The sequence below is a fragment of the Streptomyces sp. NPDC001480 genome (genome assembly GCF_042894725.1).
Taxonomy (GTDB): Bacteria; Actinomycetota; Actinomycetes; order Streptomycetales; family Streptomycetaceae; genus Streptomyces.
On the sequence record NZ_JBIAVX010000006.1, the window covers coordinates 402,756 to 426,414 of the forward strand.

The following is a 23,659-nucleotide window of genomic DNA, read 5'->3' on the forward strand; positions in this document are numbered from 1 at the left end:
CATGTAAGCCTATTGAAACCCGCTGCGCAGACGCGGTCAGCGCATGATCGACGGCGAGTCCCAGCCTGCCGGGTCACTCGGGGAGGTCCGCAGCTCGCGTGCCGCCAGCGCCCAGCTGAGCTCGACCGCGGTGTCCGGAGCGTCGAGGCTGGTGCCGGTCAGCTCCTCGAAGCGGCGGAGCCGGTAGCGGACGGTGTTGACATGGACGTGTGCGCTGCGGGCGACTTCGCGGATGTGCCGTCCGTTGTCCAGGTATCCCCGCACCGACTCCTCGATGAGCGCACCGAACTCCCCCTCCGCCTCGAGCGGGCGCAGATAGCGGTCGAGCAGCAGCTCGGCGAGTTCCGGTTCGGCGACGACGGCCACCCGCCAGGACAGGTCGCTCAGGTCGTACACGCCGCGCAGAGCGTACGCACGGGCGGCTTCGAGCAGCCTGCCCGCGGCCCGGAAGGAGTGGTGCGCCGCCGTCAGGTCCGCCGGCGGGCCGAGCCCGGCCACCACCCCCAGGTCACCGATCTCCGGCTTCGCCTCGACGACTCCGGCGACAGTGTCGTCCAGCAGGGTGAGCAGCGCGCCCCGGCCGTGCCTGCGGCCGTGGTACTCCAGGGAGCGTTCCAGCGCGCCCGGAGCGACGTCGCCGTTCGGGACAGCTCTGATGGCCCGGTACGGCCGCGACGGGTCCAGTCCGTAGACCGCCGCACCGCCGTGGATCTCCGCCGTGCTCAGCGTCCCGTGGAGCAACCCGCGAAGGAAGTCGGCGCGGCGGCGGGCGTCGAGCAGGGCGGAGGCGGCCTCTGCCTGCCGGTGGACGGCGGCGATCCGGAGGCTCGCGACGTCCGTGAGCTCCCACAGGCACGTGGTGCGGTCGACGATGAGGCCGGGGTCCAGCTCGCGTCGGGTCGCCTCCGCGATGAACAGATCGCGTATCGCGCTCAGCGCCTGGCGGAAGGCGCGGAGCCCGTCGCTGAGCGGCACGCCCTGTGCGGCCCGGTCCCGGGCCACATCGGCTTCGTCGAAGTCCTCCGGCGCGGGCACCGTCCCCGCACGCAGCACCGTGAGAGCCCGCCGGAAGTGCCGGTGCCAGATCTCGTCCAGGAGTTCCCGCGGGACCGCGCGGTAGGACGGGATGTGCCCCGCCAGATCCGCGTGCAACCGCGCGCCCAGGCGCCGTTGCTGCACGGCCATGGCGGCGATGACCCGTTCGAGGGGCGCAGCTGCGCCCGACTGTACGGACATGGACTTCGCCTCCGCCCCTTCGGTACCGGCCGTTGTGGAACTGAACAATATGCCGCCCTCCGGCCTTGGCCGGCGAGCCGTCGACAATCCCCCGCCGCCGAAAGCACAGTGGCACGGCGCGGAAGGAGCGCGTCGGCGCGCACGCGGCAAGGCGCCGATCGACCGTGCTCCAACCCGCCCTCGTGCCACCGCCCCACCCTGACGACAAGTGCGGAGACTGTCATGACCGACGAGCACCATCACCGCCCCCAGCCGGCCGCCGCCGGCACCGGCCCACGGCTCGCTCCCCTGCGCGAGGACGGCTGGGACCCGTCCACCCGGGAGTTGCTCGCCCCGATTCCCCGGGACGCCGACGGCCACGTCGCCAACGTCTTCACCACCTTGGTGCGGCACCCCGGCCTCTTCCGGCACTTCCTGCCGTTCGGCAGCCATCTGCTGCGCGACGGCCGTCTTCCGGACCGGACCCGGGAGCTGTTGATCCTGCGCACCGCGTGCAACACCCGGGCCGCCTACGAATGGGGGCGCCATGTGCCGCTGGCCCGGGCCGCCGGGGTCACCGACGAGGAGATCCGGCGGGTGGGCGCGGGTCCGGACGCCCACGGGTGGACGCCGGCCGACACCGTTCTGCTGCGTGCCGCCGACGAACTGCACCGGGACGCGCGCCTGTCCGCGGCCACCTGGTCCGCACTCGCCGCCGACCACGACGAGGCACAGCTGATCGAGATCACCATGCTCGTCGGTCAATACCACATGGTCGCGTTCTTCCTGAACTCCGCCGGGACCCGGCTCGAACCCGACTACGAGACGGAGACTCTGCCCCCGCCCGACGGAACCGGCTCGGACGCCGCGGAAGGGGCACACGGTGATGCCTGAGGCCCGGCACGACGCGGCCCACCCGACCAGCCGCCCGATCGGCCTCCTGACCGGCCGGAACGTACTGGTCATCGGTGCGGGCACCCGCCCCAGCGACGATCCGAAGGCCCCGGTGGGCAACGGGCGCGCGGTGGCCGTGCTCGCCGCCCGCGAGGGAGCCTCCGTGGCCTGCGCCGACGTCTCCCCCTCCGCCGCGGCGGCCACCGCCGCCCTGGTCGGTGAGGAGGGCGTCCGGGGCCTCCCGGTGGTCGGTGACGCCACGGATCCCGCCCAGTCCTCGGCCATGGTCGCCCAGGCCCTCCGCGAACTCGGCACGCTCGACGCGCTCGTGGTCAACGTCGGCATCGGACTCGGCTCGGGCCTGGCGGAGACCTCACCCCAACAGTGGGAACGCGTGCTCTCGCTCAATCTGAGCGCCCCATTCCTCGCCGCCAAGTACGGACTGCCCGCGCTCGCCGACGGGGGCTCGATCGTCTTCGTCGGCTCCGTGGCCGGGCTGCGCGCGGCCACGGACTCGCCCGCCTACGACAGTTCCAAGGCAGGCCTGTTCGGTCTCACCCGCCATGTCGCCAAGGAGGGTGGGCCGCGTGGGATCCGTGCCAACCTGGTCGTTCCGGGGCTGATCGACACCCCGATGGGACGTGAGGCCTCGGCCCGGCGGGCGTCGCGTTCCACCTCGTTCAGCCGCATACCGCTCGGACGCCAGGGCACCGCCTGGGAGGTGGCGGAAGCCGTCACCTTCCTGCTCTCCGAGCGCGCCTCCTACGTCACCGGGCAGAGCCTGGTGGTGGACGGAGGACTGAGCGCCGTCTGAGCACGCGGGTGCCTGTGCGCACCACCGCCGGTCGACGGGGCGGGGGCGGTCCTCAGGGTTCAGGGCATCGACCTGGACCGCCCCCGCTGGTTCAGTTCGTCAGCGGGCCGAACTCCTTGCGGGTGTCCACCGGCTTGCCGAACAGCTGCCACCGCTCGCCCTTGAACCGCATCAGCTGCATCGTCTCGAGCGGGAAGGCGTCGCCGTGGCCCGTGGACATGGTGACCCCGGGCAGCAGCAGGCCCACCTTCACGTCCTTCAGGTTGCGCACCGCGTCCCTCAGCCCTTCCCTGGTCGGACACTTCATCGCGTCCAGGGCCTTGTGCAGGCTCGAGGCGACGGCCCAGCCGTAGGCGTTGAACTGGTTGGCCGGGTCGGCGTCCGGGGCGTACTTGTGCAGGGCGTTCGTGTAGGTCTTCATCTCGGGGTCGTCCGCCCACTGCGGGTCGGCGGGGTCCTTGAAGTAGGTCGCGGAGACCACACCCTGCACGTTCTTGAACCCGACGGGCTGGAGCACGGCGGCGGACGAGGCCACGTTGTTCACGATGTGCAGCGGGTTCCACCTGGTGTTCCTGGCGTCGGCGGCGAGGGCCTGGCTGCCGAACTTGGGGGTGGTGACGTCCAGCAGCACGTCCGCCTTGGAGCGGGCGAGGCTCGCCATCTGCGCCGACACGGACGGGTCGGTGACCTCGTAGCTCTCCTCGGCGACCACCTTGACGCCACTGCCGGCGACGGCCTTCTTGAACCCGCTCAGCAGGTCCTTGCCGAAGTCGTCGTTCTGGTAGAGGACCGCCACCTTGGCCTTCGGCCTCGCGTCCTTCAGGTACTTGGCGTACACCCGGGCCTCGGCCACGTAGTTGGGCTGCCATCCGATGGTCCAGGGGTGCTTGTCGTCCGTGCCCCAGACCGAGGCGCCCGTGGCGACGAAGGGCTGCGGCACCTTCTGCTTGTCGAGGTAGTCCCACACGGCCGCCGTGGACGGGGTGCCCAGGGTCTGGAACACGGCGAAGACCTTCTCCTGCTCGACGAGTCTGCGGGCCTCCTCGACCGCCTTGGGCGGCTGGTAGCCGTCGTCGCGGACGACGAACTGCACCTTGCGGCCGTCTATGCCGCCCTTGTCGTTGACGTACTTGAAGTAGGCGGCCACGCCCTTGCTGATCGTGCCGTAGGCAGAGGCGGGTCCTGACAGCGGGTAGATCCCGCCGAGCTTGATGGTGCTGTCGGTGATGCCGGTGGTCTGCTGGCCCTTGCACGCGCCACCGGCGGCGGTGTCCTGGGTGTCCTGTCCTCGCCGGCTGTTGCACGCGGTCGCGGTGAGCAGGGCGGCGGTCACGGCCGCGGCCACCCGCAGAGCGGTCGTCTTGCGCATGTGATTCATTCCTTTTCCGTACGGGGCGGTGCGCCCACGGTTTCGGCGTCGGCAACTGCGGGGTCCGCAGGGTCGTGGGGCGTGGAGGGTCCGGATCGGGCCCTGGTCTCCGGCTCCGCATCGGGCGCGGATCCGGCCTGCGGACTCCGGTCGAGGGCGGCGGCGGTGCGCGGCAGGCGAGCGGCGACGGCGCCCAGGACACGGCCGGGCAGGCCGGCCAGGCCCGTCGGGGCCACGAACATCACCGCGATGATCAGCAGGCCGAACACCACTCCCGGTGCCGCCTCGCTGACGTCCTGGGAGACGCTCGGCACGTACATCACGAACGCCGCTCCGAGCAGGGGGCCGTACAGCGAGCCGAGCCCGCCGACCACCAGGCCGGCCAGCAGGGTGATGGACAGCACGAAGCTGAAGGAGTCGGGCGAGACGAAGCCGATCACCCAGGTGTAGAGACACCCGGCGACACCGGCGAACATCGCGCTCCACGCGAAGGCGAGGGTCTTGTGCAGCGACAGCCGCACGCCCATGACCTCGGCGGCGCTCTCGTTGTCCCGCACGGCGAGCAGTGCCCGCCCGATCCGGGAGCGCAGCAGGTTGCGGGCGAGCAGCAGGGCCACCGAGGTGACGGCGAGGACGACGAAGTACATCCACTGGTCCTCGGCCAGCCCGCTCCACACGGGCGGCCGCAGTTTGTCCACGGTCAGGCCCATGGAGCCGCCCGTCACCGGTTCGAGCCGCTTGAGCAGGGGTGGCAGGAACACCGCGAACGAGAGGGTGACCAGGGCCAGGTACAGCCCGCGCAGCCGCAGCGCCGGCACTCCGAAGCCCAGGCCCAGCAGGAAGCATCCGGCGGCCGCGGCCGGCAGCGTGGCCAGGTGGCCGGTGTCGTACCGGTCGAGCATGACCGCCGCCGTGTAGGACCCCGCCGCGAAGAACGCGCCGTGCCCGAGCGAGATCTGCCCGCCGAAGCCGACCAGCAGGTTCAGGCCGGCCAGCGCGACGGCGTACAGGAGCACCATGGTCAGCTGGAACACCTGGAAGGGGGCGAAGTAGAACGGCGCGCCGACGGCGGCTGCCACCGCGAGCAGTACGGTGAGCGCGGCCCGCAGGTGCCGGGCGCGGTCGGTGGCGAGGGTTGCGGTGATCGTGGTCATGCGCGCTCCACCGCCGCCCGTCCGAACAGGCCCTGAGGCCGCACCAGCAGCACCGCCAGAATGATCACCAGGGGGACACCCACCTTCAGATCGGCACCGATCACGTCCACGTACACCCCGGTCAGCGTCTCGGCGACACCCACGAACAGGCCGCCGACGACCGCACCGACCGGGCTGTCGAAACCCCCGAGGGTGGCCGCGGCGAACGCGTAGATCAGCACCCCGCCCATCATGTTGGGCTCCAGGAACAGCACCGGGGCGACGAGCACGCCCGACACCGCGCCGACCGTGGCGGCCAGCCCCCAGCCGAGCATCAGAACCCGGCCCACCCGAATGCCCGACAGCCGGGCGGAGGCCGGATTGCAGGCGACCGCCCGCATCACCAGGCCGATGGAGGTGTGCTGGAACAGCAGGTACAGCAGGCCCATCACGACGGCCACCACGCCGATGATCCCGAGCGTCGACCAGTCCACGCGCACCCCGGCCAGGTCGAGGCCGCCGTCGGGGAACGGCTGCGGGAAGTCCTTCACGGTGAACGACCAGATCAGGCCGGCCAGCGCGTTGACGAAGATGAACAGGCCGACCGTGACGATGACGACCGTCAGCTCGGGCGCGCCCCGCACGGGACGGATGACGACCCGTTCGACCAGCATGCCGCCGGCGAAGGACACCGCGAGGGTGACCGGCAGCGCCAGCCAGAACGGCATCCCGGACGCCACCAACTGCCAGGCGACGTAGGTCGAGAGCATGGCCAGCTCGCCCTGCGCGAAGTTGACGATCCCGGTGAACCGGTGGATCAGTACCAGGGCCAGCGCCAGGCTGGCGTACACCGCGCCGGAGCCCAGTCCTTCCACCACTTGCTGGAGGAGGTCGGTCACGGCGCTCACCCGGCCTTCGCGGAGCGGACGGAGACACCGAGGTACACCTCGGCGACCTGCCCGTCCTCGCGGATCCGCGCGGCCGGTCCGGACAGCACCAGGCGGCCGGCCTCCAGTACGTGGGCCCGGTGCGCGATGTCCAGCGCCAGTTGGGCGTTCTGCTCGACGACGACCACGGTGGTGTGTTCCTCCTCGTTGACGGCACGGACGATCTCGAACAGCTCGCGGGTGATCAGTGGTGCCAGCCCCAGGGACGGCTCGTCGAGGAGCAGCAGCGAGGGCCGCAGCATCAGCGCCCTGCCGATGGCGAGCATCTGCTGCTCCCCGCCGCTGAGGCTGCCGGCGGCCTGACGCGACCGCTGGCGCAGTCTGGGGAAGTAGCCGTAGATCCGTTCGAGGTCGGCCGCCACGGCCGCGCGCTCGGCGCGGCCCCGCCGACGGAGACCGGTACGCAGGTGGGCGCCGATGCGCAGGTTCTCCTCGACGGTCAGGTCGTTGAAGGTGCCGCGGCCCTCGGGTACGTGCGCCACACCGAGCCCGGCGGCCTGCTCGGGCGAGCGGCCCAGCAGTTCCGTACCGTTCAGGGTCACTGAGCCGCGGCCGCGGACCATGCCGCACAGCGCCCGTAGCGTGGTGGTCTTGCCGGCGCCGTTGGGTCCGAGGATCGCGCACACCTCGCCGCGGGCGACGGCGAGGTCGAGGCCTTGGAGCACGCGGGCCTGACCGTAACCGGCGTGCAGGCCGGAGACCTTCAGGAAGTCCGGCTCCGCGCTCACCGCGTCCTCGGTGCGGTCGGTGGTGGGCTCGCTCATGCGGCCGCCCCCAGGTACGCCTCGACGACCGCCGGGTCGCGCTGGATCTCCTCCGGTGAGCCCTCCGCGATCCTGCGGCCGAAGTCGAGGCACACGATCTTGTCGCACAGGCCCATCACGAACCCCATGTGGTGTTCGACCACCACCAGCGTGAGGCCGAAATCCTGGCGCACCGAACGGACCAGATCCGCGAATTCGCCGACCTCGCCGTGGCTGAGCCCGTTGACGGGTTCGTCGAGCAACAGCAGCCGCGGCCGTACCGCGAGCGCCCGCGCGAGTTCGACGCGTTTGAGCGTGCCGAACGGCAGCCCGGAGGCGGGGTGGTCGGCGACGTCCGCCAGGCCGAGCCGCCGTAGCAAGTCGTCCGCCTGGTCACGCAGTTCCCTCTCCTCCCGCCGGACGCGGGGCAGCCGGAGCGCCGCGGCGAGGTGTCCGGTGCGCCCCCGGCTGTGGGCGCCGACCATGACGTTCTCCAGGACCGTGAGCCGCGGGAACAGACCCAGGTTCTGGAAGGTGCGGGCGATGCCGCGCCCGGCAACGGCGTGCGGAGGGAGGGCCAGCAGGTCCTCGTCCTCGAACCGCACCTCTCCCCGGTCGGGAGTGCAGCGCCTGGTGAGGCAGTTGAACAAGGTGGTCTTGCCGGCTCCGTTCGGCCCGATGAGCCCTACGGCGGTGCCCGGCTCGACGGTGAACGCGACACCGTCCAGTGCCGTGATCCCGCCGTAGCGCACGGTGATACCGTCGACCGCGAGCATGAGTGAGGCCCCTTCCGACGTGCTGGGGGGTGGGCGAGCGTCACAGTAGGTGGGGGCGTTCGAGCCGCACATTGGGTGTGAGCACCCAACTTCCCGGTCGCCGGACTGTGCGCCGCGCACAGATGCCGGGAGATGTCTCACTCCGAGCCTGTTGACGGAGCACGAGGCGGGCGGCGACGATCGGCTCCATGCCTCGCGGTCCCGCCCTGGGCACTCCCCAGCTCTCCGAACCACTCCGCCGGGAGCGGCGGCGGATCCTGCACGCCGTCCACGACCGGGTCGAGGAGGTGGCGGAGACCGCCGTCGGGGTGATGCGCGCGGAGATCCCGTCGTACGCGCTACAGGACGACCGGTTCTTCGACGAGGTACGGGAGCAGGTGCTCGAGCACTACCGGATGCAGTTGGCGGCGCTTGCGGGCGACCGGGACATCGCCGCCGAGGACCTGGTCTTCAGCCGGTCGGCAGCCATGCGCCGGGCGCGCGCGGGGTTCGCCCTGGAGGACTGGATCAGTGCCTTCCGGGTCGGCCGGCAGGTGATGTGGGACGCGCTGCTGGAGTGCGCGGGCACGTCCGCCGAGGCCCAGCAGGCCGCGCTGTCCCTCGTCACCCCGCTGATGCGGTACGTCGACTTCGCCAGCACCCATGCCGCGCAGGCCTACGTCGAGTACCAGCAGCATGTGGTGGCGGACGCGGACCGCGAGCGCCGGGACCTCCTGGATCAGCTGCTGGCAGGCGTGGCACCGGCGCGCGGTCCGTTGTTCGCCGCGGCACAGGCGTACGGCATCGGACCGAGCTCGCCGATGATGGCGGTCGTGGCGGTCTGCGTCGGTGACACGCGCACGGGGGACCACACCTCGGCCGAGAACGGGTATGCCACGAGCGCGTCGATCAGCGTCGCCGGCCCGTGGGCCGGCCGGACCCTGGTCGTCGTGCGCCACGACGAGGTGGTGGCCGTGCCCGTGCTCCGGGCCGGCATGGACGCGGACGACATATGCGCCCACTTCGAGGCCGTGCAGGAGCGACTCGCACGGAAGGGCACCATGCTCTGCATGGGCATCAGCACGGTCGCCCGCGGCGCGTCCGAGCTGCCGCGCGCGTACGAGGAGGCGCGGGGCGCCCTCGACCTGGTGCCCAGTGGGGGCGGGGTGGCGGCGCTGCCGCGGCTGTCCCCGTTCGACTACCTGGCGCTGCGCGCCGACGACCTCGCCCGCCAGCTGGTCGATCCCCGGGTGCGGGTGCTGCTGGAGGAGGACCGCAGGCGTGGCGACACGCTGGCGGCCACCATACGGGCCTTCGCGGAGGCGGACCTCAATCTGCGGTTGGCCGCCGACCGGTTGCGGGTGCACCACAACACGGCGCACTACCGGTTGCGCCGGATCGAGGAACGGACCGGCCGCAATCCGCGCCGGATCGCCGACCTCCTGGAACTACTGGTCGCCCTCGCCATCCGCGACGGCGCCGAGGAAGGCGGGGGCTGCCAGTGAACGGGACCGTGCCGCAGGGGCATGACGGGCAGGGGCGGACGGTCCGGCGTGCGCTGCTGGACGCCGCCCTCGAGGTGTTCACCGAGCGCGGTTACACCGACGCCGGTCTCAGTGAGATAGCGGTGCGTTCCGGCGTCCCGGTGGGCAGTCTCTTCCAGCACTACGGCGGAAAGCGCGGGCTATACCTCGCGTTGTGGGAGGAGTTCAGGGAGGAACAGGAGCGCCGGACCGCGGCCACACTGACCGCCGAACGCAGCCGTGGGGTCGACGACCCCGTCGCCCTCTTCGTGGCGGGAGCCAGGGCGTATCTGGGGGGCGCCTGGGACAACCGGAGGCTCGCCAGACTCGTCGCGGAGGACGACGGCCCGGCCGGCTTCGACGCGCTGCGCCGCCAGTGGGACCGCGCGTGGGTACGGCGCAACGCCCGGCTGCTGGAGGTGGACGAGCGGCGACGCGCCGGCCGGGTCCGGGTGAGCGTGCTGACCACCGTCATCGGAGGGGCGGCGCGCGAGCTGGGTGACTGCGGGGACGAGGCGGAGGCACGGGAGATCGTGGCCGAGGTGTGCGGCATCCTGCTCCATCTGTCGGCGCCGCCCGGCTGACCTCGCCCCACGCTGCCGGTGTGACATCGCGGGTCATGGGTGCATCGCAGGCCATGGGTGAGATGTGGATCACATTTCGCGAGTGGATGTCACACTCCGGGTGCCTGGCTCCCTCTCAGTTCGGAACGCGACCGCGACGGGAGGCCCTGCGATGTCCGAAACCCCGCCAGACCTGGTGGCGAACACCGCGACACAGGTGTTCCACGACCACCGAGAGCTGCTGTTCTCCATCGTCTACAACATGCTCGGCAGCGTTGCCGACACGGAGGACGTGTTGCAGGAGACATGGCTGTCGTGGGCGTCCAGAAGCCAGGCACCGAACGCGGAGCCGATCGAGAGCCCGCGCGCCTACCTGGTGCGGATCGCGGTGAACCGGGCCCTCACCCACCAGGCCGTCCTCAGCCGCCGCCGTGAGGCCTACGTCGGGCCATGGCTGCCCGAACCGCTCGTCAGCCCTCTCACGGACACTCCCGCTCCCGACGACGCCGCCGACGCGGCGGTGCGTGCCGAGTCGGTGTCGATGGCGCTGCTGGTGGTCCTGGAAACCCTCACCCCGCTGGAACGCGCGGTGTTCGTCCTGCACGAGGTGTTCGGCTATGCCCACACCGAGATCGCGAAAATCCTCGGCCGCAGTCCCTCGGCGATACGCCAGCTCGCCCATCGCGCCCGCGAGCACGTCCACGCCCGGCGTCCCCGCTACGAACCCGACCCGCAGGTCCGGCAGCAGGTGACCGAACGGTTTCTGGCCGCCGCGCTCGGCGGTGACCTGGAAGCCCTCCTGGAGATCCTGGCGCCGGAGGTGACCCTCTGGGGCGACGGCGGAGGCAAGGCGGCGGGGGGTCTGCGGCCGCTCCAGGGCCGGGAGAAGGTCGCCCGCCTGCTCGCGGCCCTCGCCCCTCACTCCGGTGCGGGGCTCGAGATCGCCTACCGAAGGGTCAACGGCGCGCCGTCGGCGCTGCTGTTCGCCGGCGACACCCCCTACGCCGTCCTCGTTCTGGACCTCACTCCGGACGGCGACCAGGTGTGCGGGATCTACGCCGTCGCCAACCCGGACAAGCTCTCTCACGTCGACTGAACACGGGGGAATCCAATGCTGCGAAAGATGGCGTCCTTGCCCAGTGGCAGGGTGGCGAAGTGGGTCGTCGTCCTCCTCTGGACGGTGCTGCTGGTGCCGGCTCTGATGCTGGCCGGCAAACTAGGCGACGTCGAGGACAACGACAACTCGGCCTGGTTGCCCGGCAATGCGGAGTCGACCGAAGTCGTCGACCGGGCCGAGCGGTTCCAGCCCGCGGACACCTTGCCCGCGATCGTGATCTACGACCGGCCCGAGGGCATCACCTCCGCCGACATGGCCAAGGCGCGAGCCGACGCCGAAGCGTTCAAGGGCATCGAAAACGTCGTGGGGCAGCCGCAGGGCCCGTTGAAGGCCCGGGACGGCAAGGCCATCCAGACGGTGGTCCAGATCCACAAGGACAAGACGGGATGGGAGGGGATCGGGAAGGTCGTCGACGCGATGAGCGACGTCGGCGAAGCGAAAGCGGGCGGTCTCGGGTTCCACGTCACCGGACCGGCCGGCCAGGCATCCGACTCGATCAAGGCCTTCAGCTCGGGGGGAGGCCTGACCGCGGTCACCGCGTCGGTGGTCGTCCTGATCCTGCTGCTCACCTACCGCAGTCCGGTGCTCCCGCTGCTGCCGCTGCTGACCGTGGGCGGCGCCCTCGCGACGTCGGAGGCGGTGATCTACCTGCTGGCGAAGAACGCCGGACTCACCGTCAACAAGCAGACCAGCTTCATTCTGACCGTGCTGGTGTTCGGTGCCGCCACCGACTACGCGCTCCTGCTCATCTCGCGGTACCGAGAGGAGCTGCGGCACCACGAGGACCGGCACGAGGCGATGGCCCGGGCCCTGCACCGCTCGGGTCCCGCGATCATCGCCAGCGCCGCGACCGTGGCGGTCAGCCTCATGCTGCTGACCCTGGCCACCCTCAACTCCACCCAGGGGCTCGGGCCCGCCTGCGCCGTCGGCGTCCTCGTCGGGCTGCTGGCCATGGTCACCCTGATGCCGGCCCTGCTGGTCATCTGCGGCCGATGGATCTTCTGGCCGGTGAAGCCGTCGTACGGATCGGCCGGGGCGGCCGGGGAAGGCATCTGGGCCCGGGTCGGCACCGCCGTCTCCGGAAGGCCGCGGATCGTGTGGATCGGCACCGCGCTCGCCCTCGGCGTCATGGCGACCGGGGCGTTCGGGCTCAAGGCGGACGGGCTCTCCGGCAGGGACCAGTTCACCGACAGGCCCCAGACGGCCGTCGGTGAGGAGATCCAGTCCAGGCACTTCCCGGCCGGGTCGGGTGACCCGGTCTACGTGGTGGCCAGGAGCGCCTCGGCGGAGCAGGTGAAGGCCGCGCTGTCCGGCGTCCCGGGAGTCGCCGCCGTCTCGACGCCGGTGGTCAAGGATGACGAGGTCTTCATGCTCGGGGAGCTCAAGGAGGATCCCAGCAGCACGGCCGCGACGCGCACCGTCGAACGGGCCAGGAGCGCGGTACACGGAATCGAGGGTGCGGATGCCCAAGTCGGTGGCAACACCGCGGTCATTCTCGACACGCAAGAGGCGGCCGCCCGCGACTCCGAGGTGATCATCCCCGTCGTACTGGTCCTGGTGTTCCTCATCCTCGCGCTGCTGCTGCGAGCGATCGTGGCACCGCTGCTGCTCATGGCGACGGTGGTGCTGTCGTTCGGCGCGGCCCTCGGCGTGAGCGGTCTGGTGTTCGACCACGTGTTCCACTTCGCCGGGGCGGAAGCCTCCTTCCCGCTCCTTGCGTTCGTGTTCCTGGTCGCCCTGGGCATCGACTACAACATCTTCCTCGTCACCCGGGTGCGCGAAGAGGCGCTGCTGCACGGCACCCGGCGCGGCGCGCTGACCGGCCTGTCCGCCACCGGCGGTGTGATCACCTCGGCGGGTCTGGTGCTGGCCGGCACCTTCGCGGCGATGGCCTCGCTGCCGCTGGTCTTCGCGGCCGAGCTCGGGTTCGCGGTGGCGTTCGGTGTGCTGCTGGACACCATGATCGTCCGTTCGGTGCTGGTCACCGCGCTGACTTTGGACGTGGGCCGATGGATGTGGTGGCCCAGCAAACTGTTCAGGCAGCACGACGACCCCCGGCCGCCGACGGCGGGCAAGCCGGGCCTGGAGCGCGCCGTCAGGAGCGTGTGACAGCCTCCGGCAAGCCGGTCAGGGCCGGGCGAGAGCCGAGACGAGCAGGTCGGCGAGCAGCACCGCGCAGGAGCCGTCCGGGTCGAGATCGGGGTCGTAGATGGTGACGTTGAGCCCCACGCACCGGTGGGAGCCGACCAACGTCCGCAGCAGCGGGGCGAGTTCCTCGGGCAGCAGCCCGCCGTCGTCGGGACTGTCCACGGCGGGCATCACCGATGGATCCAGGACATCGGCGTCGAGGTGCACCCAGAAGCCGTCGAGAGCGGGCGCCTCCAGCGTGCGCAGCGCCGCACCGGCCGTCTGCCGGGCGCCGAGCTCCCGGATCTCTCCCACCGTCGCACTCGCGATGCCCGAGTCCGTGAGTTCGGCGCGCTCCGTGTCGTAGTCCCGGATACCCAAGACCTGGACGTCGCTCTCCCGTACGTACGGGCGAAGCCCTTCGAGATCCGTGAGGTCGGCCTGCCCACGGCCGGTCGCAAGGGCCAACTCCTCACCACCCGCGGCGCCGACGCGATCGGAGTTGCCGGGGTGCCGGAAGTCGGCGGATCCGTCGATCACGGCGATCCCGTACCGCCCGGCACGGCGCAGCGCGAGTGAGGCGCCGAGCTGGATGGAGCAGTCCCCGCCCAGGACCACCGGGAAGTCTCCGGCCCGCACATGTGTCTCGATGCGGTCGGCGAGCCTGCGGGTGTAAGCGGCGATGGCCTGCGCGTGGAAGACGCCGTCGCCCTCCTTCCACTCCCCGCGGTCGTAGCGGGGCGGCACGACCACTCCCCCCTCGTCCGCGCCGAGCCGCGCCAGCAGGCGTTGCTCACGCAGGGCACCGGCCAGCTTGTAGCAACCTGGCACCGCTCCTTCGACGGGCGGCCTGAGACCGAGATTCGACGGGGCATCGAGGAGAACGAGGCGACGGCTCATCCGCCCATTGTGACAAGGTCACCCGTCAGGTCGCCGGGACCGGGCGGGAATCCTCAGCGCGCCACGGGTGGGGGCGAGTCGAGCACGACCCCGGAATCCCACCGCAGCCCCCACCGGCCCCGCCGACACCTTGCCGCTGCGCGGTGGAGTGCGAATCCCGGTCCTCGGTCTGGGCGTCTTCCGCAGCCCCGCCGGCCACGCGAGCCAGGCCTCGGACGTGGGCCATGGGCTGCGGGACAGCGGCCTTGACCGTGACCAGGTGTTCATCACCACCAGACCGTGGAACGCGGATCACGGCTACCGGTCGGCCCTCGACGCCTTCGAGCGCAGCCGTCGCCTGCTCGGCGTCGACCACATCGACCTCTGCCTCGTCCACTGGCCGGTGCCCGGCATCCGCCTGGAAACCTGGCGAGCCATGGAGCACCTCCTGGAGACGGGCAAGGCCCGTGCCATCGGAGTCAGCAACTACATGGCTCACCACCTCGAGGAACTCCTCGACCACGCACAGCACTTCCCCTCGGTCGACCGGGAAAGTCTTGACTCACCGTCGGCGACCGCGTCATGGCCGTCGCGGTCATCTCCGGGACGCACGGCGCCTGCGCGGAACGCCTCGTCGTGCCCGCCGAGTCGGTGGTCCGCACTCCGGTGGGGCTCACCGACGTCCCGACAGCCACACTGCCGATGAACGGGCTGACCGCACGCATGGCCCTGGACCTGCTGGAGCTTCCCGACCGCGTGATCGTCGACGCGGCACCGAAGGACGGGCGACTGGTCAAGGACCTGGGCGCCGATGTCGTCCTGCCGCGCGGGACCGAGTACCCGGAGCTGATCCGCAGGGAGGTACCCGACGGTGTCGACGGGCTCGTCGACACCGCGGGCATCGCCGAACTCGCCTCCAGCGCGGTACGCGACAACGGCCGTATCGCATGGTCGGTCCACCGCGTCGCGGTGTCCGCTGACCGCGGCATCGTCACCCGGACGACGTTCGTGCCCCGGTACGCACGTGAACACGCCAAGCTCGACCGCCTCCGCCGGCTGGCCGAGGAAGGCCGGCTCACCCCGCGGGTCGCGCAAACCCTGCCGGCCGAACAGGCCGCCGAGGCGCATCGGCTGCCGGCGGCGGGTGGCCTCCGCGGACGAGTGGTCCTCACCTTTCGGCAGGCCGGCTGAGTCGACGCTGTGCGGGACCAGGAACCCGGGTGCGGCGGGGCCGACTCCCAGCCGGGTGTCCGGATCCGTTCGGCGGAACAGGCAGCGAACGGGCACACATCGGGCGGCGAGCGGGCAGCAGCCTCCCACGTCGTTAAGTACTCCGCCGCATCATTCAGGGGCTCCCGACTCCGGAACCCGGGCACATTCGGTCACGAACCGCGCTACGGCGAACCTGGTCAGTAAGGGCGATCGCCTTGTAGAAATTTGGCCACCGGGGCCCGACGGGTCGGGCTCCCTGAAAGAGCCGGCGCAGGCACAACGCGCGGAGCCGTGAAACGGAGGTGTCGCCGTGGACGCCGAGGAACGAAGACGCGGAATCTTGGAAACAACACGCCGTTCTGGGTCCGTGGACGTGGGAAAACTCGCCGCCGACCTCGGGGTCTCCAAGGAGACCGTGAGGCGCGATCTGAACCTGCTGGAGGGGCACGGACTGGTCCGGCGCACCCACGGCGGCGCCCATCCCGTGGAGAGCGCGGGCTGGGAGACCACGCTCGCCTTCCGCACCACCATGCACGTCCCAGAGAAGTCCCGGATCGCGGCCGCCGCGGCCGCACTGCTCGGGGACGCCGAGACCGTCTTCGTCGACGAGGGCTACACCCCGCAGCTCATCGCCGCCGCCCTGCCCCGCGACCGGCCGCTGACCGTGGTCACCTCCTCGCTCGCCACCGCGGGTGACCTGGCTTCCGCCCAGAACATCACCGTGCTGCTGCTCGGCGGCCGGGTGCGGGGCGGAACGCTTGCCACGGTCGGCCACTGGGCGACCCGCATGCTGTCCGGCTTCGTCATCGACCTGGCGTACGTCGGCGCGAACGGCATCTCCCGCGAGTACGGCCTCACCACGCCGGATCCCGCCGTCAGTGAGGTCAAGGCCCAGGTGCTCAGGGCGGCCAGGCGCCGGGTGTTCTCCGGGGTCCACACGAAGTTCGGTGCCGTGAGTTTCTGCCGGTTCGCGGACGTCACGGAGTTCGAGGCGATCGTCACCGACGCGGGACTGCCCGCCTCCGAGGCGCACCGCTATTCACTGCTGGGCCCCGAAGTCATCCGGGTCTGAGCCGCAGTTCCTTCCGCATCCCAGCACCCCGCACGTCCGGGGTCTGGTTCCCCATGCCCTCGAAACACGCACTGGAGTCAGTCATGCGCACACGAAGAACGACCCATGTCCTCGTCACGGCCACGGCCGCGGGCTCACTGCTGGTCGGCTGTAGCGGGGCCGGCGGCTCCACCGGTTCCGGCGGCGGCAAGAGCATCAACGTGCTGATGGTCGGCAACCCGCAGATGGAGGACATCGCGAAGCTCACGAAGGACACCTTCACCAAGGACACCGGGATCAAGGTGAACTTCACGATCCTTCCCGAGAACGAGCTGCGCGACAAGGTCACCCAGGACGTCGCCACCCAGGCCGGCCAGTACGACGTCGCCACCGTCGGCGCGTACGAGGTCCCCATCTGGCAGAAGAACGGCTGGCTGCACGAGCTCGGCTCGTACGCCGACGAGGACGCGAGCTTCGACAAGTCGGACCTGCTCAAGCCGATGGTCACGTCGCTGTCCGGCTCGGACGGCAAGCTGTACGCCCTGCCGTTCTACGGCGAGTCGTCCTTCCTCATGTACAACAAGGACGTCATGAAGGCGAAGGGCATCACGGTGCCCGAGCACCCGACCTGGCAGCAGATCGCCGGCATCGCGGCCAAGGTCGACGGCGCCCAGCCCGGCATGCGGGGCATCTGTCTGCGCGGCTTGGCCGGCTGGGGTGAACTCGGCGCCTCGCTGACCACCGTGGTCAACACCTACGGCGGCACCTGGTTCACCAAGGACTGGAAGGCTCAGGTCAACAGCCCGGCGTTCAAGAAGGCGACCAACTTCTACGTCGACCTGGTCAGGAAGCACGGAGAGGCGGGGGCGGCGCAGTCCGGCTTCACCGAGTGCCTCAACGCCATGAGCCAGAAGAAGGTCGCGATGTGGTACGACGCGACCAGCGCGGCCGGTTCACTGGAGGACCCCAGCTCCAGCAAGATCGCCGGCCATGTCGGCTACGCCTACGCACCGACCGCCGAGACCAAGAGCAGTGGCTGGCTGTGGAGTTGGGCGTGGGCCATGCCCAAGACCACGAAGAAGGCCGACGCCGCCTCGAAGTTCATGCTGTGGGCCTCCAGCAAGAAGTACGAGAAGCTGGTCGGCGAGAAGCTCGGCTGGGCGCGCGTACCGGCCGGCAAGCGGGCCAGCACGTACGAGATCCCTCAGTACCAGAAGGCCGCCGGGGCGTTCGGTGACATCACCCTGAAGTCCATCGAGGGCGCCGACCCGGCCGACCCGGGCGTCCAGCCCAGGCCGACCGTGGGCGTCCAGTACGTGGCCGTCCCCGAGTTCCAGGACCTGGGGACCAAGGTCACCCAGGAGATCTCCGCCGCCATCGCCGGCAAGAGCAGCGTGGACAAGGCGCTGAACGACGGCCAGAAGCTCGCCGAGGACGTCGCCAAGAACTACAAGTGACCCGCTCGAACCGCCCGGCCGGCCCTCCCCCCGGCCGGGCGCCCCTCCCCCACCCCGGCCGTCACCGGCAGAGGAATCATCCATGACCGCGCTCACCGCTCCTCCCAAGACAGCACCACCGCCCATCCGCCCGCGCACGTCCGCCGTCGGCAAGTGGCGGCGCCGCGTCCCGCTGCTGCCGGCGCTGATCTTCACGATCGTCGTCACGCAACTGCCCTTCGTGGCCACGCTCGTGATCTCCACGTTCCAGTGGAACATCCTGAAGCCGGGCGACCGGCACTTCACCGGCCTGTCCAACTTCGAGTTCGTCTTCACCGACGACCGGCTGCGCACAGCGGTGCTCAACACCGTCGTGCTGACCGCGTCGGTGGTGATCGTCAGCGTGGTCCTCGGCCTCGGCCTCGCGATGCTGCTCGACCGCCGGTTCATCGGCCGCGGTCTGGCCCGGACGATGCTCATAGCGCCGTTCCTCGTCATGCCGGTCGCCGCGGCGCTGCTGTGGAAGCACGCCATCTACAACCCCGACTACGGCCTGCTCAACGGCACCCTCAACGCCGTGTACCGGCTCTTCGGAGCCACCGGCGGGCCCACGGTCGACTGGGTCTCCTCCTACCCCATGCCCGCCGTGGTGGTCTCGCTGGTCTGGCAGTGGACCCCCTTCATGATGCTGATCCTCCTGGCCGGTCTTCAGGCGCAGCCCGGTGACGTCCTGGAGGCGGCCCGTGTCGACGGGGCGTCCGCCATGGCGACCTTCCGCCACATCACCCTGCCGCACCTGCGCCAGTACATCGAGCTGGGCGTCCTGCTCGGCACGATCTACGTCGTGCAGACCTTCGACGCCGTCTACACCATCACCCAGGGCGGCCCCGGCTCCCAGACGACCAATCTGCCCTACGAGATCTACCTGACCATGTTCCGCAAGTACGAGTACGGCCAGGCGGCCGCCGCCGGCGTGGTCGTCGTGCTCGGCTCGATCGTGATCGCGACCTTCGCGCTGCGCACCATCGCGTCGCTGTTCCGCGAGGAGGTGTCCCGATGACCCAAGCAGCCGTCGCCGCGCCGGGCGCGAGACTGAAGAGGATCATCCGCCGCCGCGACGACCACGGCGGTACCCCGAAGCTGTCACCGGTGTGGACCTTCGTGGCCTGGCTCGCCACGCTGGCGTTCTTCGCGCCGGTGGCGTGGATGGTGCTCACCTCCTTCCACCAGGAGGCCGACGCAGCGACCAACCCGCCGACCCCCTTCGCCTCCCTCACCTTCGACCAGTACAAGCTCCTGTTCAGCCGGGACATCACCCCCTTCCTCCTCAACTCGGCCATGGCCGGCGTCATTTCGACGTTGCTGGTGCTCGCCCTGGCGGTGCCGACGGCCTACGCGCTGTCCATCAAGCCGGTCCAGAAGTGGACCGACGTGATGTTCTTCTTCCTGTCCACCAAGTTCCTGCCGGCCATCGCGGCCCTGCTGCCCGTGTACCTGATCGTCAAGGACGCCGGGATGCTGGACAACGTGTGGACGCTGATCGTCCTCTACACCGCCATGAACCTGCCGATCGCGGTGTGGATGATGCGCTCGTTCCTCGCCGAGGTCCCCAAGGAGATCCTGGAGGCCGCCGAGGTCGACGGCGCCGGCCTGCTCACCGTGCTGTGGCGGATCGTCGCGCCGGTCGCCATGCCCGGGCTCGCCGCCACCGCGCTGATCTGCTTCATCTTCAGCTGGAACGAGTTCATGTTCGCCGTCAACCTGACCGCGACCAACGCCTCGACCGCGCCGGTCTTCCTCGTCGGCTTCATCACCAGCGAGGGCTTGTTCCTCGCCCGGCTGTGCGCCGCCGCCACGCTCGTGTCCCTGCCGGTCCTCATCGCCGGTTTCGCCGCCCAGGACAAACTGGTCCGCGGCCTGTCCCTAGGAGCCGTCAAGTGAAAGCCGCCGTCATCGAAGCCCCCGGCAAGGTCACCGTCAGCACGGTGCCCGACCCCACTCCCGGGCCGCGCGAGGTCGTGGTCCAGGTGGCGGCCTGCGGGCTGTGCGGGACCGATCTGCACATCCTTCAGGGCGAGTTCGCACCGACCCTGCCGGTCGTGCCGGGCCACGAGTTCGCCGGGGAGGTCGTCGGCCTCGGCCGTGAGGTCACCGAACTCGCGATCGGTGACCGGGTCGCCGTGGACCCGTCGCTGTACTGCAACGAGTGCCGCTACTGCCGGGCCGGACGCAACAACCTGTGCGACCGGTGGCAGGCGATCGGAGTGACCGTCGCGGGTGGAGCCGCCGAGTACGCCGTGGCGCCCGTCGCCAACTGTGTGCGGCTGCCGGACCATGTGGACGTCCAGGACGCGGCACTGATCGAACCGCTGTCCTGTGCCGTGCGCGGCTACGACGTGCTCCACAGCAGGCTCGGCTCCCATGTGCTGATCTACGGCAGCGGGACGATGGGCCTGATGATGCTGGAGCTGGCCAAACGCACCGGTGCCGCTTCGGTGGATGTCGTCGACGTCAACCCGGAGCGGCTGGCGACGGCTGAGAAGCTGGGCTGCTCCCAGGCGGCGCTCTCGGCCGACGAGTTGGGGCGGCCGGCCGGCTGGGACGTGGTCGTCGACGCGACCGGCAACGCCGCCGCCATCCAGGACGGCCTGGAGCGGGTCGCCAAGGCGGGCACGTTCTTGCAGTTCGGTGTCTCCGACTACGCGACGACGGCCACCATTTCGCCGTACCGCATCTACAACCAGGAGATCACGATCACCGGCTCCATGGCGGTGCTGCACAGCTACGAGCGCGCTGCGGAACTGTTCGCGGCCGGGGTACTCGATCCGCAGGTGTTCATCAGCCACCGGCTGCCGCTGGCGGAGTACCCCCAGGCGCTGGACCGGTTCGCCGCCGGTCAGGGACGCAAGATCGTGGTGCTGCCCTGACCTTCGGCCTACTCCGCGTCGAGTTGGTGGTCGGCCCAGACGTAGCTTTCGGGCAGCAGGTCGGTGATGGGGACCGTTCGGAAGTGTTCGCCCTGACCGACGATGACCTTGAGGGCGGGAAAGTAGTCGAGGAGGGCCTGACGGCACCGGCCGCACGGGGGCACCACCCCTCGGTCGCGGTCGCCCACGGCGACGATCGTGTCCAGCTCGTAGACGCCCTGGGCGGCTGCCGTGCCGATGAGGACCAGCTCGGCACAGGGTCCTCCGGTGAAGTGGTAGGCGTTCACCGCGGTGACGATCCGGCCGTCCCGGGCGCGGCCCGCGGCCGCCATGGTGTGGTTGTCGCCCCGGCATCGAGTGCGCGCGACGTCTGCCGCGGCCTGGACGAGTTCCTGGTCGACATGGTGGGTCTGCGTGGTCATCTTCGCTGCCTTCGTCAGGTGTCAGGAGAGATTGACCCGGGTGACGAGGGCGTGCAAGCGGATATCGGCGGTGTGCGTGTTCCGCCGGACGACGGGGCGGCGGAACACGCACAGCCTCGGGCAAGGTGTCACCGCACGGCGTGCCTGCCTGGCGCGTGTCCGACCGCCGCGGTGACGCGGACCGCCGCCGCGGTGCCGGGCGCCGTGCAGGACTTGCCGTTGAGGGTGAAGTCCTGGGGCACGGCGTTGGTGCCGGTGTAGGCGCCGTTGAAGCCGACGCCGACGGAGGCACCGGTGCCCAGGGCGGCGTTCCAGCCCGCGTCCTTGACGGTGACCGCGGTGCCGCTCTGGCTCCAGGTGCCGTTCCAGCCCTGGGTGACCTTCTGGTTCCCGGTGAAGGTGAAGCCGAGCCGCCAGCCGTTGAGGGCGGCGCCCTTGTTGGTGACCGTGACGGTGGCGGTGAAGCCGGTGCCCCAGTCGTTGGTCACCCTGTAGTCGACCGTGCAGGCGGAGGCCGGGGCGGCCGCCGTGGTCACCCGCAGCGCGGACGACGGTGGGGAACTGCGGCCGGCGGTGTCCTTGGCCACGACGCGGAAGGTGTAGGCGGTGGACGGCGACAGACCGGTGACGGTGGCCGAGGTGGTCGGTGCGTCGACCGTGGCGACCGGCGCGGTCGTGGCCGGGCCGCCGGAGTACACCTGGTAGCTCGCCACCGGCGAGGAACCGGCGGTGGAGGCCGTCCAGTTCAACGTCGCCCGGTCCGTGCCGACGGACGTGGCGGTCGGAGTGCCGGGTGCGGAGGGCGGAGTGGCGGTGGAGGACCCGGCGGGCAGCACGTACTCGGTGACGGAGTAGGCGGGGAAGGTGGCGGTGAAGGCGCCGCCGGACACCGGCTGGTCGGCCAGGTGCTTGATCGCGGTGGTGTCGTCCTGCCCGTAGCGGTAGACCTGCGCGGCCGAGGCGGGTGCGGTGCGGCCCGTCACCGACACCGGCGCGGTGAGGTCGCCGGTGGTCTTGTTCACGACGATCACGGTCAGCGCGTGGTCGGAGCTGCGTTCCGCCGCGTACACGGCGAGCTTGTCCTGGTCGGCGCTGGCCGCGTGCACCGAGGTGTCGCCGAACGAACCGCCGTTGCCGTCGTAGTTCCGGTACATCCGGAAGGCGAAGGCTCCGGGGTCGGTGGACTTGGGCGGGTCCCACAGGGTGGCCAGGTCCAGGCCCTCCCGCCCGAAGATGCCGAGGACGTCGGCCTGGGCGAGCCCTCCGTCGATCTTGTCCAGCGCGCCCCAGTTGTACTCGGTGATGGCGAGCTTGGTGCCGGGATAGTCGGTGTCGACGAGGGAGCGCATCCGTGGGATGAACTGGACGGCCTGGTTGATCCAGCTCTCGTCCACGTAGGTCGGGTCCCACAGCTGCCGGGTGGAGCGCAGCCGCAGCGCCTGTGTCGCGGCGTCGTCGCTGCCGCCGAACACGCCGGACTGCTGCGGGTAGATGTGCTCGTCGAAGTAGTCGAGTATGCGGCGGCCGTGGGCCTGCTCGTACGCCTTCATCTGCTGGAGGTACCAGGGGGCGAACTGGACGCCGCCGTGGGCGGCCCGGTCCGGCGGGTTGGACCAGCAGTCGCCGCCCTGCTCGCCGCAGGTCTTCTGGTCGAGGCCCGAGTAGACCAGGGAGTTGAAGCCCCAGCCGACGGGGCCCAGGGTCTGTGCGGCCGGGTCGGCGTCCTTGACGGCGGCCGCGGTGGCGTACGTCGTGTCGCGGATCTCGTCGTAGCCGGGTCCGGTCGGGTGCACGTCCCGGTGGGTGCTCCACCACAGGTCGGGCTCGTTGTCGAGGTTGTAGAACCGCACCCCGCCGTCGTTCGCGGTGCCGTAGGTCTTGTCCAGGTACTGCACCCAGCCCTTGGTGAAGTCGGCGCCTATGGCGGTGCTGGTCTCGGCCGGGTCGTTGCCGGTCACCTTCGTGCCGTCGGTCTTCACTCCGTTGCCGCAGTCGGGCCGCCACTGGGCGTCGCTGCCCTGCTGGGCTCCGTACTTGGCGATGCTGAAGCCGCAGGCGCTGTTGCGTGCCGCGGTCGTCCAGCCGGTCATCGGCACGGTCATGACGGTGTCGGTGCCGGTGCGACGGTTCTGTTCGACGAACTTGTCGGCTTCCGAGCCGTCCGGCAGCTTCGCGGTGTCGTTGTTGTAGTACAGGTTCTCGAAGTACCAGTCGGCGCCCGCGTTGTAGGCGTCGAGCTTGTAGTTGTAGCGGGTCGTGGCGTTGCCGCCCCAGCGGCGGACCGGCAGCCGCAGTTCGGCGGCCAGGGACTCGTCGGCGAAGTTCATGCCGTAGATGTGCGGATCGATGGCGCGGCGGCCGGTGGTGGCGTCGACGCCGAGCGCGGGGCCGTCACCGGCGGCAGCGGCCCGCGGTGCCGCGACCGGTGAGGCGGTCGCCACGGCGGGTACGGCCGCCGGGCCAGCTCCGGCCATCAGGAGGACCACGGCCGCGAGCACGGCTCTCGAAGTCATGCGCATGATCACCTTCCCT

21 protein-coding genes and 1 pseudogene are annotated in these 23,659 nt (G+C 70.6%); 13 read left to right on the top strand and 9 right to left on the bottom strand.

The window, feature by feature from the left end; genetic code table 11:
- Positions 1-36: 36 nt before the first annotated feature.
- Positions 37-1,236 carry a PucR family transcriptional regulator gene (locus ACFY01_RS17385; protein ID WP_390736553.1) on the bottom strand — a complete coding sequence of 400 codons (1,200 nt, stop codon included), beginning with the start codon at positions 1,234-1,236 and terminating at the stop codon, positions 37-39.
- 222 nt (positions 1,237-1,458) lie between these two features.
- On the opposite strand from ACFY01_RS17385, the gene ACFY01_RS17390 reads away from it, so the two are divergent.
- Positions 1,459-2,109, top strand: coding sequence for a carboxymuconolactone decarboxylase family protein (locus ACFY01_RS17390; protein ID WP_390736554.1), 651 nt, complete (start codon positions 1,459-1,461; stop codon positions 2,107-2,109).
- Complete coding sequence (locus ACFY01_RS17395) at positions 2,102-2,923, top strand: SDR family NAD(P)-dependent oxidoreductase (RefSeq protein ID WP_390736555.1); 822 nt, start codon at positions 2,102-2,104, stop codon at positions 2,921-2,923. Before ACFY01_RS17390 ends, ACFY01_RS17395 begins: the two co-directional genes overlap by 8 nt.
- Positions 2,924-3,014: 91 nt before the next feature.
- Here ACFY01_RS17395 and ACFY01_RS17400 read toward each other — a convergent pair whose 3' ends face one another.
- From ACFY01_RS17400 to ACFY01_RS17420, 5 genes are read right to left on the bottom strand one after another with little or no spacing between them, the layout of a single operon-like run.
- Positions 3,015-4,292, bottom strand: a complete 1,278-nt coding sequence (locus tag ACFY01_RS17400; RefSeq protein WP_390736556.1) for an ABC transporter substrate-binding protein — start codon at positions 4,290-4,292, stop codon at positions 3,015-3,017.
- 5 nt (positions 4,293-4,297) lie between these two features.
- Complete coding sequence (locus tag ACFY01_RS17405) at positions 4,298-5,446, bottom strand: branched-chain amino acid ABC transporter permease (RefSeq protein ID WP_390736557.1); 1,149 nt, start codon at positions 5,444-5,446, stop codon at positions 4,298-4,300.
- Positions 5,443-6,333, bottom strand: coding sequence for a branched-chain amino acid ABC transporter permease (locus ACFY01_RS17410; RefSeq protein ID WP_390736558.1), 891 nt, complete (start codon positions 6,331-6,333; stop codon positions 5,443-5,445). The genes ACFY01_RS17405 and ACFY01_RS17410 overlap by 4 nt, the downstream gene beginning before the upstream one ends.
- Positions 6,330-7,136, bottom strand: a complete 807-nt coding sequence (locus tag ACFY01_RS17415; protein WP_390736559.1) for an ABC transporter ATP-binding protein — start codon at positions 7,134-7,136, stop codon at positions 6,330-6,332. Before ACFY01_RS17415 ends, ACFY01_RS17410 begins: the two co-directional genes overlap by 4 nt.
- Positions 7,133-7,891: an ABC transporter ATP-binding protein gene (locus tag ACFY01_RS17420; RefSeq protein WP_390736560.1), complete on the bottom strand. Its 759-nt coding sequence runs from the start codon at positions 7,889-7,891 to the stop codon at positions 7,133-7,135. The genes ACFY01_RS17415 and ACFY01_RS17420 overlap by 4 nt, the downstream gene beginning before the upstream one ends.
- A 188-nt stretch (positions 7,892-8,079) precedes the next feature.
- Between ACFY01_RS17420 and ACFY01_RS17425 the strand changes: the two genes are divergently transcribed.
- The 4 genes from ACFY01_RS17425 to ACFY01_RS17440 all read left to right on the top strand — a co-directional run bounded on the left by ACFY01_RS17425 (position 8,080) and on the right by ACFY01_RS17440 (position 13,182).
- Positions 8,080-9,375, top strand: coding sequence for a PucR family transcriptional regulator (locus ACFY01_RS17425; RefSeq protein ID WP_390736561.1), 1,296 nt, complete (start codon positions 8,080-8,082; stop codon positions 9,373-9,375).
- Positions 9,372-9,977 carry a TetR/AcrR family transcriptional regulator gene (locus tag ACFY01_RS17430; protein ID WP_390736562.1) on the top strand — a complete coding sequence of 202 codons (606 nt, stop codon included), beginning with the start codon at positions 9,372-9,374 and terminating at the stop codon, positions 9,975-9,977. The genes ACFY01_RS17425 and ACFY01_RS17430 overlap by 4 nt, the downstream gene beginning before the upstream one ends.
- Before the next feature lie 151 nt (positions 9,978-10,128).
- Positions 10,129-11,052, top strand: a complete 924-nt coding sequence (sigJ, locus tag ACFY01_RS17435) for an RNA polymerase sigma factor SigJ (protein WP_390736563.1) — start codon at positions 10,129-10,131, stop codon at positions 11,050-11,052.
- Between the two features lie 15 nt (positions 11,053-11,067).
- The gene (locus ACFY01_RS17440) at positions 11,068-13,182 is read left to right on the top strand and encodes an MMPL family transporter (RefSeq protein ID WP_390736564.1); all 2,115 of its coding nucleotides are present in this window, start codon (positions 11,068-11,070) and stop codon (positions 13,180-13,182) included.
- 18 nt (positions 13,183-13,200) lie between these two features.
- Here ACFY01_RS17440 and ACFY01_RS17445 read toward each other — a convergent pair whose 3' ends face one another.
- Positions 13,201-14,100 (bottom strand): arginase family protein, encoded by a 900-nt coding sequence (locus ACFY01_RS17445; RefSeq protein WP_390736565.1) that lies wholly within the window; start codon positions 14,098-14,100, stop codon positions 13,201-13,203.
- Between the two features lie 217 nt (positions 14,101-14,317).
- Here ACFY01_RS17445 and ACFY01_RS17450 point away from each other — a divergent pair.
- From ACFY01_RS17450 to ACFY01_RS17480, 7 genes and pseudogenes are all read left to right on the top strand, one after another.
- A pseudogene (locus tag ACFY01_RS17450) lies at positions 14,318-14,599 on the top strand (aldo/keto reductase); the annotation flags it as partial.
- Between the two features lie 62 nt (positions 14,600-14,661).
- A complete protein-coding gene (locus tag ACFY01_RS17455; RefSeq protein WP_390736566.1) occupies positions 14,662-15,270 on the top strand; it encodes a zinc-binding dehydrogenase in 609 nt (202 codons plus the stop codon).
- A gap of 331 nt (positions 15,271-15,601) precedes the next feature.
- The gene (locus ACFY01_RS17460; RefSeq protein WP_390736567.1) at positions 15,602-16,363 is read left to right on the top strand and encodes a DeoR/GlpR family DNA-binding transcription regulator; all 762 of its coding nucleotides are present in this window, start codon (positions 15,602-15,604) and stop codon (positions 16,361-16,363) included.
- A gap of 83 nt (positions 16,364-16,446) precedes the next feature.
- Positions 16,447-17,799 carry an ABC transporter substrate-binding protein gene (locus ACFY01_RS17465; protein ID WP_390736568.1) on the top strand — a complete coding sequence of 451 codons (1,353 nt, stop codon included), beginning with the start codon at positions 16,447-16,449 and terminating at the stop codon, positions 17,797-17,799.
- Positions 17,800-17,881: 82 nt separating this feature from the next.
- The gene (locus tag ACFY01_RS17470) at positions 17,882-18,838 is read left to right on the top strand and encodes a carbohydrate ABC transporter permease (RefSeq protein WP_390736569.1); all 957 of its coding nucleotides are present in this window, start codon (positions 17,882-17,884) and stop codon (positions 18,836-18,838) included.
- Positions 18,835-19,719, top strand: coding sequence for a carbohydrate ABC transporter permease (locus ACFY01_RS17475; protein WP_390736570.1), 885 nt, complete (start codon positions 18,835-18,837; stop codon positions 19,717-19,719). Before ACFY01_RS17470 ends, ACFY01_RS17475 begins: the two co-directional genes overlap by 4 nt.
- Positions 19,716-20,705 (top strand): zinc-dependent alcohol dehydrogenase family protein, encoded by a 990-nt coding sequence (locus ACFY01_RS17480; RefSeq protein WP_390736571.1) that lies wholly within the window; start codon positions 19,716-19,718, stop codon positions 20,703-20,705. The genes ACFY01_RS17475 and ACFY01_RS17480 overlap by 4 nt, the downstream gene beginning before the upstream one ends.
- Before the next feature lie 8 nt (positions 20,706-20,713).
- On the opposite strand, the gene ACFY01_RS17485 is transcribed toward ACFY01_RS17480, so the two are convergent.
- Both ACFY01_RS17485 and ACFY01_RS17490 read right to left on the bottom strand, forming a co-directional pair.
- The gene (locus tag ACFY01_RS17485) at positions 20,714-21,127 is read right to left on the bottom strand and encodes a cytidine deaminase family protein (protein WP_390736572.1); all 414 of its coding nucleotides are present in this window, start codon (positions 21,125-21,127) and stop codon (positions 20,714-20,716) included.
- A gap of 128 nt (positions 21,128-21,255) precedes the next feature.
- Positions 21,256-23,640, bottom strand: coding sequence for a glycoside hydrolase family 44 protein (locus ACFY01_RS17490; RefSeq protein WP_390736573.1), 2,385 nt, complete (start codon positions 23,638-23,640; stop codon positions 21,256-21,258).
- Between the last annotated feature and the right edge of the window lie 19 nt (positions 23,641-23,659).

Excerpts from the sequence above, each read along its gene's own strand:
- ACFY01_RS17490 (WP_390736573.1), bottom strand. The coding sequence starts at position 23,640 with ATGACTTCGAGAGCCGTGCTCGCGGCCGTGGTCCTCCTGATGGCCGGA.
- ACFY01_RS17420 (WP_390736560.1), bottom strand. The coding sequence starts at position 7,891 with ATGCTCGCGGTCGACGGTATCACCGTGCGCTACGGCGGGATCACGGCA.
- ACFY01_RS17385 (WP_390736553.1), bottom strand. The coding sequence starts at position 1,236 with ATGTCCGTACAGTCGGGCGCAGCTGCGCCCCTCGAACGGGTCATCGCC.
- ACFY01_RS17485 (WP_390736572.1), bottom strand. The coding sequence starts at position 21,127 with ATGACCACGCAGACCCACCATGTCGACCAGGAACTCGTCCAGGCCGCG.
- ACFY01_RS17445 (WP_390736565.1), bottom strand. The coding sequence starts at position 14,100 with ATGAGCCGTCGCCTCGTTCTCCTCGATGCCCCGTCGAATCTCGGTCTC.
- ACFY01_RS17415 (WP_390736559.1), bottom strand. The coding sequence starts at position 7,136 with ATGAGCGAGCCCACCACCGACCGCACCGAGGACGCGGTGAGCGCGGAG.
- ACFY01_RS17390 (WP_390736554.1), top strand. The coding sequence starts at position 1,459 with ATGACCGACGAGCACCATCACCGCCCCCAGCCGGCCGCCGCCGGCACC.
- ACFY01_RS17405 (WP_390736557.1), bottom strand. The coding sequence starts at position 5,446 with ATGACCACGATCACCGCAACCCTCGCCACCGACCGCGCCCGGCACCTG.
- ACFY01_RS17455 (WP_390736566.1), top strand. The coding sequence starts at position 14,662 with ATGGCCGTCGCGGTCATCTCCGGGACGCACGGCGCCTGCGCGGAACGC.
- ACFY01_RS17425 (WP_390736561.1), top strand. The coding sequence starts at position 8,080 with ATGCCTCGCGGTCCCGCCCTGGGCACTCCCCAGCTCTCCGAACCACTC.
- ACFY01_RS17475 (WP_390736570.1), top strand. The coding sequence starts at position 18,835 with ATGACCCAAGCAGCCGTCGCCGCGCCGGGCGCGAGACTGAAGAGGATC.
- ACFY01_RS17470 (WP_390736569.1), top strand. The coding sequence starts at position 17,882 with ATGACCGCGCTCACCGCTCCTCCCAAGACAGCACCACCGCCCATCCGC.
- ACFY01_RS17395 (WP_390736555.1), top strand. The coding sequence starts at position 2,102 with ATGCCTGAGGCCCGGCACGACGCGGCCCACCCGACCAGCCGCCCGATC.
- sigJ (WP_390736563.1), top strand. The coding sequence starts at position 10,129 with ATGTCCGAAACCCCGCCAGACCTGGTGGCGAACACCGCGACACAGGTG.
- ACFY01_RS17440 (WP_390736564.1), top strand. The coding sequence starts at position 11,068 with ATGCTGCGAAAGATGGCGTCCTTGCCCAGTGGCAGGGTGGCGAAGTGG.
- ACFY01_RS17400 (WP_390736556.1), bottom strand. The coding sequence starts at position 4,292 with ATGCGCAAGACGACCGCTCTGCGGGTGGCCGCGGCCGTGACCGCCGCC.
- ACFY01_RS17465 (WP_390736568.1), top strand. The coding sequence starts at position 16,447 with ATGCGCACACGAAGAACGACCCATGTCCTCGTCACGGCCACGGCCGCG.